Below are 16,762 nucleotides of genomic sequence, written 5' to 3'. Positions count from 1 at the left end.
AACACTGTAGGATCTGATCTCGCGGTGGTGCCGGACCGCGAGACCAGTCCTCCGGTTGGCGGTGTTGTGGAAGGAACGATCCGACGATGGATATCGGCACACTGGCGGTCTACAACGCCTGGGTCACCGTGGTCCTGACCATCGGGTTCACGGCGGTCGCGATCGCGCGCCGCAAATCCGAACACGTCCTGTGGTGGACCGCGGGCAATGCCGCGCGGGCGGCCGGGTCGCTGATCCTGGCCTTCAACATCGCGACCGGCAACGTCGCGACGGTTCTGGCGGCGAACACATTGCTGCTGGTGTCATCCGGCCTGTATCTGACCAGTTTCGAACGGCTGACCGGCAATCGCGGCATGATGCCGCCGGCCATCGCCATCATCGCCGGCACGGTGGGCGTGGTGCTGACCTTCACCGTCATTCAACCGGACCTGAAAGCCCGCATCGTCGGCTATTCGGTGGGCTCGTCACTGCTGCTGCTTCAATGTGCGGTGGTGGCCATCCGCCATGCCGGCCGCAGCAATACCCGCTCGTCGCTCCGGGCCGCCGGCGCCGTGTTCGGCGTGTTCGGGCTAATCACCCTGTTGCGCGGCCTGGCGACGCTGGCGGGTCCGGGTTTCGACGCGGTCCTGTCCAGCCCGCCGGTGCAGGCGGCATTCCTGGTGCTGGCTGGCATGTTCTATGTCGGCAGCAATTTTGCCATGCTGTGGAGCATCATCGTCGGGGATGGCGAGCGCCATGCGGCCGAACTCGATGCCGCCCGTCAGGCGGCGGAGCGTGCCAGCCTTGCGAAATCACGCTTTCTCGCCACCATGAGCCACGAATTGCGCACGCCCCTGAACGGCGTGCTCGGTGCCGCCCAGTTGCTGCTCGACGATCCGTCGCTCGCCCCTGAGCCACGACGGCGGGTGCAGATGATCACCAGCGCCGGACGGCATCTGCTGGGCGTGGTGAACGACGTGCTCGACTTCTCGAAGATCGAGGCCGGCAAGCTCAGCCTGCAACCGCGCGACGGCGTCGACCTGCGCGGTCTGCTGGGGGTCGCCACCGACGTGATCGCTCCTCAGGCCACCGCCAAGGGCCTGCTGCTGATGACCGATGCCGCACCCGATCTGCCGCGCGCGGTGCGGGTCGACGGCATGCGCCTGCAGCAGGTGCTGCTGAACCTTCTGTCGAATGCGGTCAAATTCACCCATGACGGCCGGGTGGTGCTGCGGGTCCGCCGGCTGGATGACGGCCGGCTGCGGTTCGAGGTGCAGGACGATGGCCCCGGCATCCCCGCGGGCAAGCGCGACCTTCTGTTCAAGGATTTCTCGCAGATCGAGGACGGCGCGAGCGAAAGCTCGGGAACCGGGCTCGGGCTCGCGATCTCGTCGCGGCTGGTGCGGGCGATGGGCGGCCGGCTGTCTCTGGACGCCACCGTCAGTCGCGGCGCGCTGTTCCGCTTCGATATCCCGCTGCCGGAAACAGCACCCGCCGCCGCCGTCGGCCCGACGCCCGCACATGCCACGACCGAGACGGATCCTGCCGCGGCCGTGGCACCCGCGCCACGCATCCGGGTGCTGATCGCCGATGATGTCGAGATGAATCGCGAGGTTCTGGCGGCGATGCTGAAGCGGCTGGGCTGCGCGGTCGACAAGGCCGAGGACGGCGCCGAGGCCCTGGCGATGGCCGCCCGTGGCGGGCTGGATCTGGTGTTGATGGATATGCGCATGCCGGTGATGGACGGGTTGCAGGCCACCCGTGCCATCCGTGGGCTGAACGATCCCTCCGCCGCCCGCGTGCCGATCGTGGCGCTGACCGCCAATGCCTTCGAAGAGGCGATCGACCAGTGCCGGGCCGCCGGCATGGACGACTATCTGGCCAAGCCCATCCAGATCGCGGAACTGGCCGAGGTTCTGCGCCGTCACACCAGCTTCGTCGAACAGACGGCCCAGGGCCAGGACGGTGCCACGATCGAAGCCGCGGCCATGTCGGCCATGAGCGGCGACGGGGCCGCGCCGACCGCGGGCGCCGACGACGAGATGCAGGCGATCGACCGGTTGCAACGCATGCTGGGGCGTGATCGCGTCAGCCAGATGCTCGACAGTTTCATGAGCACGGCCGCTGAACGGCTGCAACGCATGACACCTGCCGCCGACCCGGCCGTGCTGGCCGATGATGCGCGCACCCTTGCCGGCATGGCCTCGCTTCTGGGCCTGGAGCAGGCAGCCCTTCTCGGCCGCCGCCTTGCCACCTCGACCGAGAATGGCGAGGACGCGACAATCCGGCAGGCCCATCTGGACGCCTTCGGCAGCCGGCTGCGCAGCACGCTGGTGGAATTGATGATGCGGCGCGCCCGCCTGCGCGAACAGGTGATGCCGTAAACGAAGCCGCCTCCCGCCCCGGCGGACCGCTGTGCTACCCTGCCGGCCGCGCGCGACAGGGATCGCGCGGCAAGAACCGCAGGATGGAGGACATGCCTTGTTGAAGATCTATGGCACCAGCGGGTCGCGCACCTCGCGCAATCTGTGGCTGGCCGAGGAACTGGGGCTCGCCTACGAACATCTGCCGGTCGCGATCCGCGATGTGGCAGGCCACCCCGAGATCACGGCCATCAACCCGGCGCGTCAGATCCCGGTGATCGACGATGACGGCGTGGTCGTCGCTGAAAGCATGGCGATCAACCTTTATCTGGTGGCGAAGCATGGCGGACCGCTGGCGCCGCGGGATGCCGCGGAAACCGGCCATATTGCCCAGTGGACCTTCTGGGTGGTGACCCATGTCGAGGCGCTGGCGCTGACCGTTCTGGGCCATCGCGTGTTCTTTCCCGCCGACCGTCGCGATCCTGCGAAGGCAGACGAAGCCGAGGCAGCCCTGGCCCGGCCGCTGGCGGTGCTTGAAGGCGCGCTGGCCCGTGGCGATGGCTGGCTGGTCGGTGGCCGGTTCACGGTCGCCGATCTGAACGTCGCCGCGATCATCGCCTGGCTGGTCGCCTCGCGCGCCGATCTGGCGGCTTTCCCCAACGTCGCCGCCTGGGTGCGGCGCTGCCGGGGTCGCGATGCGGCAAAGAAGGCCCAGAAGCTGCCCTGATCCTGCCGACCGGCAAGCGCGCCTGAAACAGACGCGGCCCCACCCGGCATCCATCCCGTCCCCTGGGATGGCGCCGATGGCGGGGCCGCTTGCCCCTTCCCCCGGGGCAGCCCGATCCCCGCCGCATCGGGCGGGGGTAATCCTGTCTCGTCAGCAGTGACCGGTCGGTTATGGGTTTCTCACTCGGCCGGGCTCACCAGCGGACGCACCGGCACCGATACCGCCCCCGACGGGCGGATGGCGGCCGGCGCCTCGCTGTCGTCGACGACATGACCGGCGGCGAGCGTGGCATTCAGGCGGTCGCGGTCGAGTTCGCCTTCCCAGCGCGCCACCACCACGGTCGCCACCGCATTGCCGATGAAATTGGTCAGCGAGCGGCATTCCGACATGAAGCGGTCGACGCCCAGGATCAGCGCCATGCCGGCGACCGGCACCGAGGGCACCACCGCCAGCGTCGCCGCCAGCGTGATGAAACCCGATCCGGTGACGCCGGCGGCGCCCTTTGAGCTGAGCATCGCCACCAGCAGCAGCAGGATCTGGTCGCCCAGCGCCAGCGGCGTGTCGGTTGCCTGCGCGATGAACAGCGCCGCCATGGTCATATAGATATTCGTGCCGTCCAGATTGAACGAATAGCCGGTCGGCACCACCAGCCCGACGACAGGCTTCGAACAGCCGGCCTTCTCCATCTTCTCCATCAGCGCCGGCAGCGCCGATTCCGATGAACTGGTGCCCAGCACCAGCAACAGTTCGGCCTTGATATAACGGATCAGGCGCAGGATCGAGAAGCCGTTGGCACGGGCGACCGCCCCCAGCACCACCAGCACGAAGAACAGAGCCGTCATATAGAAGGTGCCGACCAGCATCGCCAGATTGGCGATCGAGCCGATGCCGTATTTGCCGATGGTGAAGGCCATGGCGCCGAAGGCACCGATCGGAGCGACCTTCATCACGATATGGACGATGTTGAAGATCACCTGGGTGGCGGTCTTCAGCACCGACATCACCGGCGCGCCACGCTCGCCCATCATCGACAGGCCAATGCCGAACAGCACCGAGAAGAACAGCACCTGAAGGATATCGCCCGAGGCGAAGGCGCTGAACGCGGTGCCCGGAATGATGTTGAGCAGGAAACCCACCAGCGACTGGTCATGCGCCTTGGCGGCATAGCCCTGCACGGCGGCGGCATCCAGCGAGGCCGGATCGATATGCATGCCATCGCCCGGCCGCACGATGTTGGCGATCACCAGCCCGACGATCAGTGCCAGGGTGGAAAAGGTCAGGAAATAGATCATCGCCTTGGCGCCGACCCGGCCGACCTTTTCAAGATCGCTCATGCCCGCGATGCCGGTAACCACGGTCAGGAAGATCACCGGGGCGATGATCATCTTCACCAGCTTGATGAAGGCATCGCCCAGCGGCTTCAGTTCAGCGCCCAGTTCCGGCCAGAAATGGCCGAGCAGAATACCGGCCGCCACCGCGACCAGCACCTGAACATAAAGATGCTGATAGAATTTCTTCGGCGCGGGCGCGCCCTTGGTCGCATCGCGACCTGAGATCGGCTGTGCCATCCTGCGGCGTCCTCCATGAGCGCCGGCGTATCGCACCGGCCTGATCTTGCTTGTGGCCGGCGGCTGCCCTGGCGGCGCCTCCCTGCGGGCTCCCCAGCCCTTCGGTCGGCGCAGGCGGTCCCGCGCGGTTGAGGATCAGTATTGGCAAGTGCCGTGCCAGAGGATGCACCACCGCACAAGCCTTTGAATTCCAATCAGGAATATCCGGCATGCCCCGCTTGACTGCCGGCAATTTGTGTGGAAATCCAGCCGGAACTCCGCCTGATATGGCGAATATCCGCACGCTGTGCGGATTTGCGCATGGACTGAATTGCAGCCACACTACAAGCCATGACCAGTTCCACCGCCCGGACCGAAACCGCCAGCCCCCCTGCCCCGCCGCACCGCCCGCGGCCGGCGCGGCGCGGGCGCGGCTGGCTGCTGTTTCTGCTGATCTGGCTCGGTGCCGGCGGCCTGCTGGTCTGGCAGGCCGGCCAGATCGCCCGCGATCAGGCGACCACCGACCTGACGGTGGCGGGGCAGACCGCGATTGCCCTGCATGTCGAGGCGCTCGCCGCCGAGATCGACAAGCAGCGCGCATTGCCGGTGGTGCTGGCAACCGACCCCGACGCCCTGGCGGTGCTGCGCGCGCCGGCCGACGCCACGGCGGTCATGGCCCTGAACCGCAAGCTTGAGGCGTTGAGCACCGCCACCCGCGCCGCCGTGATCTATCTGATCGATAGCGATGGCATGACCATCGCCGCCAGCAACTGGCAGGGACCGGCCAGCTTCATCGGCAATGACTATGGATTTCGGCCCTATTACGCCGTCGCCATGGCCGAAGGCGCCGCGGAGCATTTCGCCATGGGCACCGTCAGCCACAGGCCCGGCATGTATCTGGCCCGCCGCATCCAGGCCGCCGACGGGCGCCGGCTGGGGGTGATGGTGGTCAAGATCGAGTTCGACCGGATCGAACAGCTGTGGCGCGCGGCACCCGACCGGATCTTCGCCACCGATGCGCGCGGCGTGGTGCTGGTGACCGGCATCGATGCCTGGCGGTTCCGCAGCCTGACACCGCTGCCGCAGGAAACCCGGAGCGCCATCCGCGCCAGCCTGCAATATGGCGATGCGCCGCTCGACCCGCTGCCGCTGGCACTCGACACCGGCATGGGCAAGCCGCTGGTTCACCTGACGACGCCGATGGCCGCCGGATCACGCCTGCTCCATATCCGGTCGGCGATGCCGGATATCGGCTGGACCCTGCACCTGCTGAGCCCCGCCGACCAGCCGCTGAACCGGGCTGCCGCCAATGCCCGGACCATTGTCACGACCCTTGTGACCCTTCTGGCCGCAGCCACCGCCGCCCTGCTCTATCGCCGCCAGCAGCTCCGCGCCCGGGTGGCTGCCGCCGATGACGCCCGTGCGCAACTGGAGGCGGCGGTGCGCGACCGCACGGCCGATCTGGCCAGCACCAATGCAACACTGGAAGCCGAGATGGAAGAACGCCGTCTGGCCGAGGCCGCCGCCCGCCAGATGCAGGATGATCTGGTTCAGGCGAGCCGGCTGGCGGTGCTGGGCCAGATCGCCGCCAGTGTCGCGCACGAGATCAACCAGCCGGTCGCGGCGATCCGGGCCTTTGCCGACAATGCCGCTGCCTTTCTGGACCGCGATCGCCCGCAGGCCGCCCGCGACAATCTGGTCCGCATCGCCGGCCTGACCGACAGGATCGGCGCGATCACCGGCCAGTTGCGCGGCTTCGCCCGCAAATCCGCCCCCACCCCCACGCCAGTTGCGGTGACCGAGGCCGTCGACGGCGCCCTGCTGCTGCTGGGCCACCGGCTGCGTGCACATGCCGTGGCATTGGATCTCGACATGCCGGTCGATGCGGCCGATGCGCGCGTGATGGCCGATCGCGTGCGTCTGGAACAGGTGCTGGTCAACCTGATCGGCAATGCGCTGGATGCCGTGGCCGATGGTCCGGAGCCGCGGATCTCCATCAGCCTGCGGCGTGCCAAAGGCCGGATCGCTCTGGCCGTCGCCGATAACGGGCCGGGGCTGCCCCTTGAGATCCGCGCCGGCCTGTTCCTGCCGTTCCGCACCACCAAGCCCGACGGGCTGGGGCTGGGCCTGGTGATTTCCGCCGATCTGGTGCGCGAGATGGGCGGCACGCTGACAGCCGGACCACCCGCCACCGATGACGGTTCGCCCGGCCGGGGCGGCGCGCAGTTCATCCTCGACCTGCCGGAGGTATCATGACCGGTCGCGACACCATGCCCCCCACCACCGGACCGGTGATCTTCGTCGACGACGAGGCCGATATCCGGCTGGCCAATGTCCAGAGCCTGGAACTGGCCGGCTTCGCGGTCATCGCCTGCGACAGCGCCGCCGCGGCGCTCGACGCGGTGCATGCCGATTTCCCCGGCGTGGTGGTCACCGATGTGCGCATGCCCGGCACCGACGGATTGGCGCTGTTCCGCAGGCTGCGGGCGCTCGACCCCGACCTGCCGGTGATCCTGGTCACCGGGCATGGCGACATCGCCATGGCGGTGGAGGCGATGCGCGACGGCGCCCATGACTTTCTGCCCAAGCCCTATCCATCCGACCGGCTGGTCGAGACGGTGCGCCGAGCCGTGGCGATGCGGCGGCTGGTGATCGAGAACCGGCGCCTGCGGGCGGCGCTCGATGCCGAGGACGGCCTGCCGCTGATCGGCCGCACCCCGGCGATGGACCAGTTGCGGCGGATGGTGCGCGAGGTGGCCGCCGCCGATATCGATGTGCTGGTGCTGGGCGAGACCGGGTCGGGCAAGGAGGTGGTGGCCCAGGCACTGCATGCCGGCAGCCACCGCCGCGACCGGCGGATGGTGGCGCTGAACTGCGGCGCACTGCCTGAAAGCGTGATCGAAAGCGAGTTGTTCGGCCACGAGCCGGGCGCCTTCACCGGTGCCCAGCGCCGCCGGATCGGCCGGATCGAGCATGCCGATGGCGGCACGCTGTTCCTGGACGAGATCGAAAGCATGCCGAAGGCGCTGCAGGTCAAGCTGCTGCGGGTGCTGGAAACCCGCACAGTGGAACCGCTCGGCACCAACGAGATCCGCGCGGTCGACCTCCGGGTAATCGGTGCAACCAAGGTCGATCTGCTTCAGGCGGCGGCGGCCGGCGATTTCCGCGACGACCTGTATTACCGCCTGAACGTGGTGACGATCCGCATCCCGCCACTGCGCGAGCGCCGCGCCGATATCCCGCTGCTCTATGTTCATTTCCTGGCCCGCGCCGCCAGCCGCTTCAACCGGCCGCCGCCACCGATGACCGATGCCGTCCGCCACCATCTGTGGGTCCATGACTGGCCGGGCAATGTCCGCGAACTGGCCCATTTCGCCGAACGGGCGGCGCTGGGCCTGACCGACGGTCCGCCCGACCACGCATCCGGCCTGTCGGCCATGGCCGGCAGCGCGGTCGATGCCAGCCTGGCCGACGACCCGTCTCTGCCGCTGCCGCGCCGGGTCGACCGGTTCGAGGCGGCGGCGATCCGGGCGGCCCTTGCCGCCGATCACGGCGAGGTCAAGGCCGCGGTCGCGCGGCTGGGCCTGCCGCGCAAGACCTTCTACGACAAGCTGCAACGCCACGCCATCGACCCGAACGACTATCGGGAAACCCGGCGCGGCCAGCCTTGACCAACTGGTCTCAGACCAGCCGGTATCAGACCACCCGCGCGATCCAGGCCGCCAGAACCGCCATCACCTCGTCGCGGTTGGTTTCGTTCAGCGTCTCGTGACGGGCGCCGCCGAAGACATGGCTGGACACGTCGGTCAGGCCGGCCTGGCGATAGCGGTCGACCAGCGGCCCGAACCAGGCGAGATTGTTGTTCACTGGATCGTGGCTGCCGGTGAACAGCAGCAACGGCATGTCCTTGCGCAGACGCGCGCCCACCGCCGGATCGGCGAGCGGGCCGCAGACCGTGAAGATCGATCCGAACGACGCCTCGGTGACGGTGAAGCCGCAGAGCGGATCGGCGATATAGGCATCGACCTCGGCCGGGTCGCGGCTCAACCAGTCAAAGGGCGTGCGCACATCCGGCAGACCTTCATTCAGGTCTTCCAGCCGGAAGCTGCCCGACATGGCGGCGCTGCCGAGCATCTCGACCGCCGTGGTGCCCGACAGCGCCACACCATCGGCCAGATCGCCATGGTCCACCAGATAGGACTGGGCCGCGAACGAGCCCATGCTGTGGCCGACCAGCACCAGCTTCAGGCCCGGATGCAGCACCCGCAGATGCCGGCTGACCACCGCCAGATCGTCGACCAGCGCCGCGAAGCCACGCGGTCCGAAATCGCCCAGCGTGCCGGCCGCCGCCGCCGCCGGCCCATGGCCGCGATGTTCCGAGGCATAGACGACATGCCCCTCCGCCACCAGATGCGCTGCCAGCCGGGCATAGCGTCCGGCATGCTCGCCCATGCCATGGGCGATCTGGACGATGCCGCGCGGCGCACGGGTATCGTCGTGCCAGCGCTGGATCAGGATGTCATGGCCGTCGGGTGCGGCCAGGGTCAGTGTGGCATGGGCGGGCATGGCGTGAGTTTTCGACATCGGGGGCCTCTTCCTGCTGAATCAGATCTGGCTGCCAACCGTTCTACCGCACCATGCGCGACAGGTCATGCACTCCCGCCGACAGCGGCGGCCGCCACGCGGTTGCGTCCCGCCGCCTTCGCACGATACAGCGCCGCATCGGCACGGGTCATCAACTCGTCGATCGTGGTATCATCGGGTCCGGCCACGGCAACGCCCAGGCTGGCGGTGATCGGGATCGCGCGCCCATCGCTCAACGCCACCGGGGTTCCAGCCAAGGCCACGCGCAGGCGCTCCGCCAGGGCCGCGGCCGCATCAGCGGCCGCGTGATGCAGCAGGATCACGAACTCCTCGCCACCCATCCGCGCCACCAGATCGCCGCCACGGATCGCCGACCGGCATCGCTCGGCGACCGACCGCAACACCTCGTCGCCGACGCCATGTCCATACCGGTCGTTGATCTGCTTGAAGTGGTCCAGATCCAGCATCACCACGGCAAGCGGGCTGCCATGGTGCAGGGCAATGGTCAGGTCGCGGCTGGCCACGTCGAAGAACGACCGCCGGTTCATCACCCCGGTGAGGAAATCGGTCTCGGCCATCTGTTTCAGGCGGTGGATCAGGTCTTCCCGATCCCGCTCGATCCGCCGGCGTTCCTCGATTTCCGCAGTCAACGCGGCCGTGCGTTCCGCCACCCGCGCTTCCAGCCCGGCATTCGCCGCCTCCAAGGCCACGCGCTTCTCGGTCAGCGCACGGATCATGCGGCGCAGGGCAAGCGCCAGATCTCGAACCTCGCGATAACTGCCATCCGCCGGCACATCGCCGGGGGCGCTGCTCTCGCCTGCCCTCTGTGCGGCCAGGTTCAGGCGGTTCAGCGGCCGCGCGATCCACCCCGCCAGCCACAATGCGACGCCGCAGGCGATGGCAGCGATCGTCACCGCTCCGGTCAGGATCAGCCGCCGCAGATCGGCGACCGGGGCCAGGGCCACGTCCAGGGGCTGGCGCACCACCACGATCCAGCCCAAGCCCGGATAGTCGCGAAACCCCTGCCCGGCGTGATAGGCGGTCAGATAGTCACGGCCGTCATCCGGCCAGGTCTCCACGCCGGACGCCATGGTGCCGGCACGTGCGAGGCCGGCAAGAGCCGGCTTGCTTGCCTCCAGCGATTCCGGTCCCAGCAGCACCGTGCCATCCGGTCCCAATACCATGATCTCGGTCTCGGTATGCGCCTCGCCGGGCGCGATCAGCGATCGGCGGATGTCATCGGCCCATCGCCACGACAGATGCGCCCCCACCACACCCAGCAGGCGGCCAGCCTCATCCTGGACCGGCATCGCCACGTCCACGAAACGCAGCGGCGCCCCCGGATCGGGATTGTCCAGAAGCCGTTCCAGCAACAGGGCCTTGTGAACATCGCCGACGAACGGCCCGGACATCGCGCCCACGAACCAGGGCCGTGCCGACACGTCCTGGCCCTCCAGCAACCGGCCGGTCGCGGCGGTCACCCGCCCCTGCGGGTCGGTGATGCCGATCCAGGCGTAATCGGGATAGGTGTTCTGCAACGCCATCAGCGCCTCGCGCTGGGCCGCCGTCTCGGGCCGGCGCAGAAGCGGGCGCTGCGCCATGATCCGGATGTCACGCCAGCGCTCGAACATCGACCGGTCCAGCTTGTCGCTCATCTGGAAGGCGACTTCCCGCAGGTCACGCCCGATATCGAGCCTCGCCCGCCGCCCGGCCAGTGCATCGACCACCAGGGCCAGCACCACCACCGTCCCCAGGGTGAGCGCCGTCATCGAGATCAGGAGATGAAGGCGCAGGCTTATGCGGGGAGCCGTCATATCCGATCGTGCATGCTCATCGACCGCATGCTTGTCTGGAGGTGCAGCCCTGGTCATGGATGGTCCCGCCCCTGCCCGCAGCCCGGATCATGACTGATACCATGAACAGGACGGCCTTGACAGGCACGACCATTCGGCGCCACCTTGATATCAGGTGACTGATTCTTCAGAAGAGAGTGTCGGCGATGAACGCCCAGCCGGCGGTCGCAGATCGACATCATGGCGCGAGACCCGACGCCGCCGGCAGCATGCTGGCGCGAGGTCGCCGTGCGCGCGTGGGCTGCACCAATCTGTGCAAGGCCTGGTATAATCAGGACCGCATTCTGGCGTTCGATTTTCCGCGCCGCGACTGACCCATTCCGTCTGCCGTCTCTTCAGAGTATCGCCCCCGGCCGACACGCCACGGGGGCCTTGCGCGCGGGCAATCTGCCGGCGCCAACAGGATTTCCATGACATGACCCGTATTCCTGAGCCGTTCCGCATCAAGATGGTGGAGCGCATCCGCCAGACCACGCGCGAAGACCGGATCGCGGCCCTTGAGGCTGCCGGCCACAACCTGTTCCTGCTGCGCGCCGAAGATGTCTATATCGACCTGCTGACCGACAGCGGCACCGGTGCGATGAGCGACGCCCAGTGGGCGGCGATGATGACCGGCGACGAGGCCTATGCCGGAAGCCGCAGCTTCTATCGCCTGCAGGACGCCGTCGCCGATCTGTTCGGCTACCCCCATGTCGTGCCCACCCATCAGGGGCGCGGCGCCGAGCAGATCCTGTTTCCGGTGCTGGTGGCGCGGGTCCGCGACCGCGCCGGCCGGCCGGCGGCGGGGGCCGCCGATATCAGGCCGGTCTTCCTGTCGAACCATCATTTCGACACCACCGCCGCCCATGTCGAGATCGCCGGCGGCCGCGCGGTCGACGTGCTGACGCCCGATGCCTATGACACCGCCCGGCCGCATGACTGGAAGGGCAATTTCGACCTCGTCCGGCTTGCCGCCGAGATCGAGGCGGCGGGCCCCGGCAATGTCGCCGGCCTGATCATCACCATCACCTGCAACAGCGCCGGCGGCCAGCCGGTGGCCATGGACAACATCCGTGCCGCCGCGGCCATGGCCCGCGCCCACGACATTCCGGTGGTGATCGACAGCGCCCGCTTCGCCGAGAATGCCTGGTTCATCAAGCAGCGCGACCCGGCCTGGCGCGATCGGTCGATCCGCGAGATCGTGGCCGCGATCTATGCCGAGGGCGACGTGCTGACCATGTCGGCCAAGAAGGATCCGATGGTCAATATGGGCGGGCTGTGCGCCGTGCGCCGCGACCTGGACATCTTTCAGGCCGTGCAGGCCCTGTGCGTGCCGATGGAAGGCTTCATCACCTATGGCGGCATGTCGGGCCGCGACATGGATGCCCTGGCGGTGGGGCTGTACGAGGCGATCGACGAGGCGTTTCTCGATTATCGCATCGCCCAGGTCGCCCATCTGGGCGCGCGGCTGCTGACCGGCGGTGTGCCGATCCAGGCGCCCACCGGCGGGCATGCGGTGTTCGTTGATGCCGCCCGCCTGCTGCCGCATATCCCCGCCGACCGTTTCCCGGCCCAGGCGCTGGCCAATGCGCTCTATGTCGAGGCGGGCGTGCGCGGGGTCGAGATCGGCTCACTGCTGCTGGGTCGCGACCCGGCAACCGGCATGCAGAAGCCGTCGCGGCTGGAACTGCTGCGCCTGACCATCCCGCGCCGGGTGTATACCAACGACCATATGGACTATGTGGCCGACGCCCTGATCCGGGTGAAAGCCCGCGCCGACAGCCTGACCGGATTGAGCTTCGTTCATGAACCACGGGTGCTGCGCCACTTCACCGCCCGGCTGCGCCCCGATCAGGCGGAGCCGCTGCGCCGGTCGGCCTGACCCGTTGATCGGCCAGCCCCGTCGATCGCCCTGACCCGTCGATCGACCTGACCCGCCCTGCCTGCTGTTTCGTCTTGGGCTGCACCGCCGCTGGTTTTACGCTGGCGGCGGGCGCTATACACACACACACGCGCGCGCCCCATGAGCCGCGGAAGAAGGCAGCCCGGATGAAACACCCGCAGACGCGCCCCAATGCGGGCGACATGGCCCGCAAATTCCTCGGCAAGACCGCCGACATGCTCGACCAGCAGGAACGCCGGGTTCTGGAGGGCATCGTCGAGCGCCAGCCGATGAGCCGCGACGTTGCCGACATCGCCGACGAACAGACCGGCTTCTGGGGCCGGCTGGCCGACCGGGTGGCGGCGGTCGGCGGCTCATGGGGCTTCATCTTCGGCTTCATGCTGGTGCTGTTCGGCTGGATGCTGCTCAACAGCGGCCTGCTCGACCATTGGCGGGCGACCTTCGACCCCTATCCGTTCATCTTCCTGAATCTGGTGCTGTCAACGCTGGCCGCGATCCAGGCGCCGATCATCATGATGAGCCAGAACCGTCAATCGGCGAAGGATCGCATCGCCGCCGCCCATGATTATGAGGTCAATCTGAAGGCCGAGCTTGAGATCATGCGCCTGCACGAGAAGATCGACGCCCTGCGCATCGAACACCTTGAGGCCCTCGCCCACCAGCAGGCCCAGATCCTCGACCTGTTGCAGCGCCGCCTCGACGGCAGCGGTCCTGCCCCCGACGGACCGGCCCCCGGCTGACCGGCCGCGGGCTGACCCCCGCCCAGATATCACAAGCCATCGCTTGACATATGTCGGCGCCGGCCGGACACTGGTTTTTGTTATTAATAATGAGTCGCATTCTTAATCGATGCGACCAGCAAGGACCGGATCCCATGACGTTCGAATTGCCCTCCCTGCCCTACAGCACCACAGCGCTTGCGGCCCGTGGGATGAGCCAGGAAACCCTGGAACTGCATCACGGCAAGCATCATCAGGCCTATATCACCGCGCTGAACGGCTTCGTCGCCAAGGATCCGAGCCTTCAGGGCAAGGCGCTGGAAGAGATCATCCTTCTGGCCCGGGACCGTGCCGACATGGCGCCGGTGTTCAACAATGCCGGCCAGCACTGGAACCACATCATCTTCTGGCAGAGCCTGTCGCCCGCAGGCGGAGTGATCCCAGATCGTCTGGGCGCGCGGCTGGTCGAGGATTTCGGCAGCATCGACGGGTTCAAAGAGACCTTCAAGCAGGCGGCGGTCAGCCAGTTCGGCTCGGGCTGGGCCTGGCTGATGCTGAAGCCCGATGGTCGCCTAGGCGTGTCGAAGAGCCCGAATGCCGCCAACCCGCTCAGCGCCGAGGATGGCCGGGTGCTGCTGGGGCTGGATGTCTGGGAACACAGCTATTATCTCGACTTCCGCAACCGGCGGCCGGATTACGTCACCAACTTCCTCGACACCCTGGCCAATTACGACTTCGCCGAGGCGGAACTGCTCGCGGCCTGAGCGACCCCGGGGCTGAACTGAACACGGCCTGAACGGCCGTGGGCGGCGCCGTCAGCACAGCTCGTACACGCCGATCAACTCGGCCGTACCCAGTGCATGCGGACGCGCCGCCACCCGGATCTCATCGAGCGTCGCCTGTTCGGCGATGTCCAGCCGGTCCACATCCAGCGCCAGCAGCCGGATGTGATAGTGATGGGGCCCATGGCCGCGTGGTGGCTGCGGCCCGTCATAATGCAGATTGCCGAAGCCGTTCACGCCCTGACCTGCGGCCAGATCGCGCTGATCTGGCCCGACCCCTTCCGGCAGATCACGGCGGCTGCCATCGATGCCGTGCAGCACCCAATGGACGAAGGTGCCACTAGGTGCGTCGGGGTCTTCCATCACCAGCATGAAGCCGCGGGTGCCGGCCGGCGGATCGGTCCAGGCCAATGGCGGTGACAGGTTGCAGCCATCGCGGATATGCCGCCGGGGGATCTTGTCGCCCGCCGCGAATGCCGGGCTGGTGAGCGTGAAAGCCATGGTCGTCGGTCTCCGCTGTCGATAGCTGCAGACCAACTGGCGGCCGCCGCGGCAGGTTCCGGCTCAAACGACCGGAACAGCGGAGCGCGACGCGGATTGATCGCCAGATGCGATATCCGCCAGGAGATCCGCCATGGCCACGCCGCATATGACCTCGCCCCCCGCAAACATGCACGGCGGTCCTGCCGCACCGAATGCCGTCACCGCCGAACGTGCCCGTCTGATCCGCCACCATGCGGCGACATTGCCGCCGCCAACCCAGACCGGCACCTTTGGCGCCGCCTTCGATCATCTGGGCGATGCCCGCGTGGTGCTGCTGGGCGAGGCGATCCAGGCGGTCCTCGACCATCTGGACCAGAGGGATCCCGAGGCGGCCCGGCTCGCCCGCCACCGATATGGCTGTCTGACCCCGTGGCTGGACACGCCCGAAACCTATGGCCTGGATGTGCGGCAGTTGGGCGGCCGGGCCTGCGAGGAACAGGCCGTGGCCCAGTTGGCCGACATGCTGTCACGCCGCATCACCGGCCCGGACGGCGAGGCCCTGCTCGATGCGGTGCAGAATGCGCGCGTCGTCCGGGCGGCGGAGCGGTATTACCGCCTGATGTATCAGGGTGGCGCGGCTGGATGGAATCTGCGCGACCGCCACATGTTCGACACCCTGCAGGCCCTGCTGGACCAGCCCGGTGCCCGTGCCGTGGTCTGGGCGCATAACTCGCATGTCGGCAATGCCGCCGCGACGGAAATGGGCTGGCAGGGCCAGTTCAACATCGGCGAATTGTGCCGCACCGCTTTTGGCGATGATGCGGTGCTGGTCGGCTTCGGCACCGATCGCGGCACGGTCGCCGCCGCCCGCGATTGGGGCCAGCCCATGGAGGTGAAGACCGTGCGCCCGGCACGGCCCGACAGCCACGAACATGTGTTCGCCGTGACCGGCCTGGACCGGGCGCTGATCGACTGGCGCGGCCGCACCAGGGCTGAACTGGTCGACGCCTTGAGCCCGCCTTTGCTGGAACGCGCCATCGGCGTGATCTACCGCCCAGAGACCGAACGCCTCAGCCATTATTTCGAGGCGGTTCTGCCCGAACAATTCGATGCCTGGGTGTGGCTGGCAGAGACCCGGGCGGTGACGCCGCTGCCGGCAGAGCCGCCGGCCGGCGTGCCCGACACCTATCCCTTCGGGCTTTAGGCTGCGTCAGGCCAGGACGCGCCGCCGGCCGCCACGGAGCTGGCGGCGGTTGCCGGGCCGGGCCGCCAGCATTGCCAGAGCCAGGACACACACGCCCGCGACCGCAATCCCGCCGGCGGCCAGCGACGGACGGCCCAGCCGGCTGCGGAAACCGCCATCGATGCCGCCCGGATCTTCTGGCGGATTGAACAGATTGCCATCGGTGACCGGTGCCGGATCGGCCCTGCGGAAATAGCGCTCCATCACCCGGGCCGCCATCCGCGCACCGGTGTCTCGGCCAAGCAGGTGGCCCAGGCGCAGCAGATGCACCTCCGGCCCCACGATCACCTGCGGCCGTGGCCGGCGCGCCAGACCTACGATCGCCGCCGCCACCCGCCGCGGGTCATGGACCGGCGGCATCGGCTTGATCTGACGGCCGGTGTAATTCGCGCCATGGCGCAGGCCCGGCGTGTCGATGAATGACGGATAGACATCGCAGATATGGATGTCAGGCTGATCGGCCAGTTCCGCGCGCAGCGACTCCGAAAAGCCCTTCAGCCCGAATTTGCTGGCGCTATAGAGGCTGTTGCCGAATGCCCGCTACCCATGGTTTGACGCCGTCTGCTGACGGCTTGGGAGCTTGGCGGGGGTCTCGCGCGG

Annotated in this window: 13 protein-coding genes and 1 pseudogene; 8 read left to right on the top strand and 6 right to left on the bottom strand. The window is 67.9% G+C overall.

Annotated elements, in window-relative coordinates:
* Positions 1–86: 86 nt before the first annotated feature.
* Complete coding sequence (locus IEW15_RS14120; protein ID WP_188578988.1) at positions 87–2,363, top strand: ATP-binding protein; 2,277 nt, start codon at positions 87–89, stop codon at positions 2,361–2,363.
* Between the two features lie 97 nt (positions 2,364–2,460).
* Entirely contained in the window at positions 2,461–3,069 is a 609-nt protein-coding gene (locus tag IEW15_RS14115; protein WP_188578986.1) for a glutathione S-transferase family protein, read from the top strand.
* A gap of 179 nt (positions 3,070–3,248) precedes the next feature.
* Here IEW15_RS14115 and IEW15_RS14110 read toward each other — a convergent pair whose 3' ends face one another.
* The gene (locus IEW15_RS14110; protein ID WP_188578985.1) at positions 3,249–4,637 is read right to left on the bottom strand and encodes a dicarboxylate/amino acid:cation symporter; all 1,389 of its coding nucleotides are present in this window, start codon (positions 4,635–4,637) and stop codon (positions 3,249–3,251) included.
* A 330-nt stretch (positions 4,638–4,967) separates the two neighbouring features.
* Between IEW15_RS14110 and IEW15_RS14105 the strand changes: the two genes are divergently transcribed.
* On the top strand, positions 4,968–6,872 hold the full coding sequence (locus IEW15_RS14105) for a sensor histidine kinase (RefSeq protein WP_188578982.1): 1,905 nt from the start codon (positions 4,968–4,970) through the stop codon (positions 6,870–6,872).
* Complete coding sequence (locus tag IEW15_RS14100; RefSeq protein WP_306432620.1) at positions 6,869–8,287, top strand: sigma-54-dependent transcriptional regulator; 1,419 nt, start codon at positions 6,869–6,871, stop codon at positions 8,285–8,287. The genes IEW15_RS14105 and IEW15_RS14100 overlap by 4 nt, the downstream gene beginning before the upstream one ends.
* 25 nt (positions 8,288–8,312) lie before the next feature.
* On the opposite strand, the gene IEW15_RS14095 is transcribed toward IEW15_RS14100, so the two are convergent.
* Both IEW15_RS14095 and IEW15_RS14090 read right to left on the bottom strand, forming a co-directional pair.
* Positions 8,313–9,200, bottom strand: coding sequence for an alpha/beta fold hydrolase (locus IEW15_RS14095; protein WP_229708109.1), 888 nt, complete (start codon positions 9,198–9,200; stop codon positions 8,313–8,315).
* 65 nt (positions 9,201–9,265) lie between these two features.
* Positions 9,266–10,969: a sensor domain-containing diguanylate cyclase gene (locus tag IEW15_RS14090; RefSeq protein ID WP_229708108.1), complete on the bottom strand. Its 1,704-nt coding sequence runs from the start codon at positions 10,967–10,969 to the stop codon at positions 9,266–9,268.
* Positions 10,970–11,468: 499 nt separating this feature from the next.
* On the opposite strand from IEW15_RS14090, the gene IEW15_RS14085 reads away from it, so the two are divergent.
* From IEW15_RS14085 to IEW15_RS14075, 3 genes are all read left to right on the top strand, one after another.
* Positions 11,469–12,914, top strand: coding sequence for a tryptophanase (locus tag IEW15_RS14085; RefSeq protein WP_188578978.1), 1,446 nt, complete (start codon positions 11,469–11,471; stop codon positions 12,912–12,914).
* Positions 12,915–13,081: 167 nt separating this feature from the next.
* On the top strand, positions 13,082–13,675 hold the full coding sequence (locus IEW15_RS14080; RefSeq protein WP_188578976.1) for a DUF1003 domain-containing protein: 594 nt from the start codon (positions 13,082–13,084) through the stop codon (positions 13,673–13,675).
* A 134-nt stretch (positions 13,676–13,809) separates the two neighbouring features.
* Positions 13,810–14,418 carry a superoxide dismutase gene (locus tag IEW15_RS14075; RefSeq protein ID WP_188578974.1) on the top strand — a complete coding sequence of 203 codons (609 nt, stop codon included), beginning with the start codon at positions 13,810–13,812 and terminating at the stop codon, positions 14,416–14,418.
* Between the two features lie 51 nt (positions 14,419–14,469).
* Here the strand turns inward: IEW15_RS14075 and IEW15_RS14070 are convergent, their stop codons facing one another.
* Positions 14,470–14,937 (bottom strand): YbhB/YbcL family Raf kinase inhibitor-like protein, encoded by a 468-nt coding sequence (locus IEW15_RS14070; protein ID WP_188578972.1) that lies wholly within the window; start codon positions 14,935–14,937, stop codon positions 14,470–14,472.
* 133 nt (positions 14,938–15,070) lie between these two features.
* Here IEW15_RS14070 and IEW15_RS14065 point away from each other — a divergent pair, with 133 nt between their 5' ends.
* On the top strand, positions 15,071–16,123 hold the full coding sequence (locus IEW15_RS14065; protein WP_188578970.1) for an erythromycin esterase family protein: 1,053 nt from the start codon (positions 15,071–15,073) through the stop codon (positions 16,121–16,123).
* A 6-nt stretch (positions 16,124–16,129) separates the two neighbouring features.
* Here the strand turns inward: IEW15_RS14065 and IEW15_RS14060 are convergent, their stop codons facing one another.
* A complete protein-coding gene (locus IEW15_RS14060) occupies positions 16,130–16,522 on the bottom strand; it encodes a hypothetical protein (protein WP_229708107.1) in 393 nt (130 codons plus the stop codon).
* Between the two features lie 54 nt (positions 16,523–16,576).
* Positions 16,577–16,684: pseudogene (locus IEW15_RS26365) on the bottom strand (SDR family oxidoreductase); the annotation flags it as partial.
* Between the last annotated feature and the right edge of the window lie 78 nt (positions 16,685–16,762).

Source organism: Tistrella bauzanensis (assembly GCF_014636235.1).
In the GTDB taxonomy this organism is placed as follows: Bacteria; Pseudomonadota; Alphaproteobacteria; order Tistrellales; family Tistrellaceae; genus Tistrella; species Tistrella bauzanensis.
Note: the sequence above shows the minus strand (reverse complement) of the source record. Positions and strands in the feature narration are given on the sequence as shown.

Excerpts from the sequence above, each read along its gene's own strand:
- IEW15_RS14120 (WP_188578988.1), top strand. The coding sequence starts at position 87 with ATGGATATCGGCACACTGGCGGTCTACAACGCCTGGGTCACCGTGGTC.
- IEW15_RS14085 (WP_188578978.1), top strand. The coding sequence starts at position 11,469 with ATGACCCGTATTCCTGAGCCGTTCCGCATCAAGATGGTGGAGCGCATC.
- IEW15_RS14075 (WP_188578974.1), top strand. The coding sequence starts at position 13,810 with ATGACGTTCGAATTGCCCTCCCTGCCCTACAGCACCACAGCGCTTGCG.
- IEW15_RS14110 (WP_188578985.1), bottom strand. The coding sequence starts at position 4,637 with ATGGCACAGCCGATCTCAGGTCGCGATGCGACCAAGGGCGCGCCCGCG.
- IEW15_RS14090 (WP_229708108.1), bottom strand. The coding sequence starts at position 10,969 with ATGACGGCGCTCACCCTGGGGACGGTGGTGGTGCTGGCCCTGGTGGTC.
- IEW15_RS14065 (WP_188578970.1), top strand. The coding sequence starts at position 15,071 with ATGGCCACGCCGCATATGACCTCGCCCCCCGCAAACATGCACGGCGGT.
- IEW15_RS14060 (WP_229708107.1), bottom strand. The coding sequence starts at position 16,522 with ATGCCGCCGGTCCATGACCCGCGGCGGGTGGCGGCGGCGATCGTAGGT.
- IEW15_RS14095 (WP_229708109.1), bottom strand. The coding sequence starts at position 9,200 with ATGTCGAAAACTCACGCCATGCCCGCCCATGCCACACTGACCCTGGCC.
- IEW15_RS14070 (WP_188578972.1), bottom strand. The coding sequence starts at position 14,937 with ATGGCTTTCACGCTCACCAGCCCGGCATTCGCGGCGGGCGACAAGATC.
- IEW15_RS14105 (WP_188578982.1), top strand. The coding sequence starts at position 4,968 with ATGACCAGTTCCACCGCCCGGACCGAAACCGCCAGCCCCCCTGCCCCG.
- IEW15_RS14080 (WP_188578976.1), top strand. The coding sequence starts at position 13,082 with ATGAAACACCCGCAGACGCGCCCCAATGCGGGCGACATGGCCCGCAAA.
- IEW15_RS14100 (WP_306432620.1), top strand. The coding sequence starts at position 6,869 with ATGACCGGTCGCGACACCATGCCCCCCACCACCGGACCGGTGATCTTC.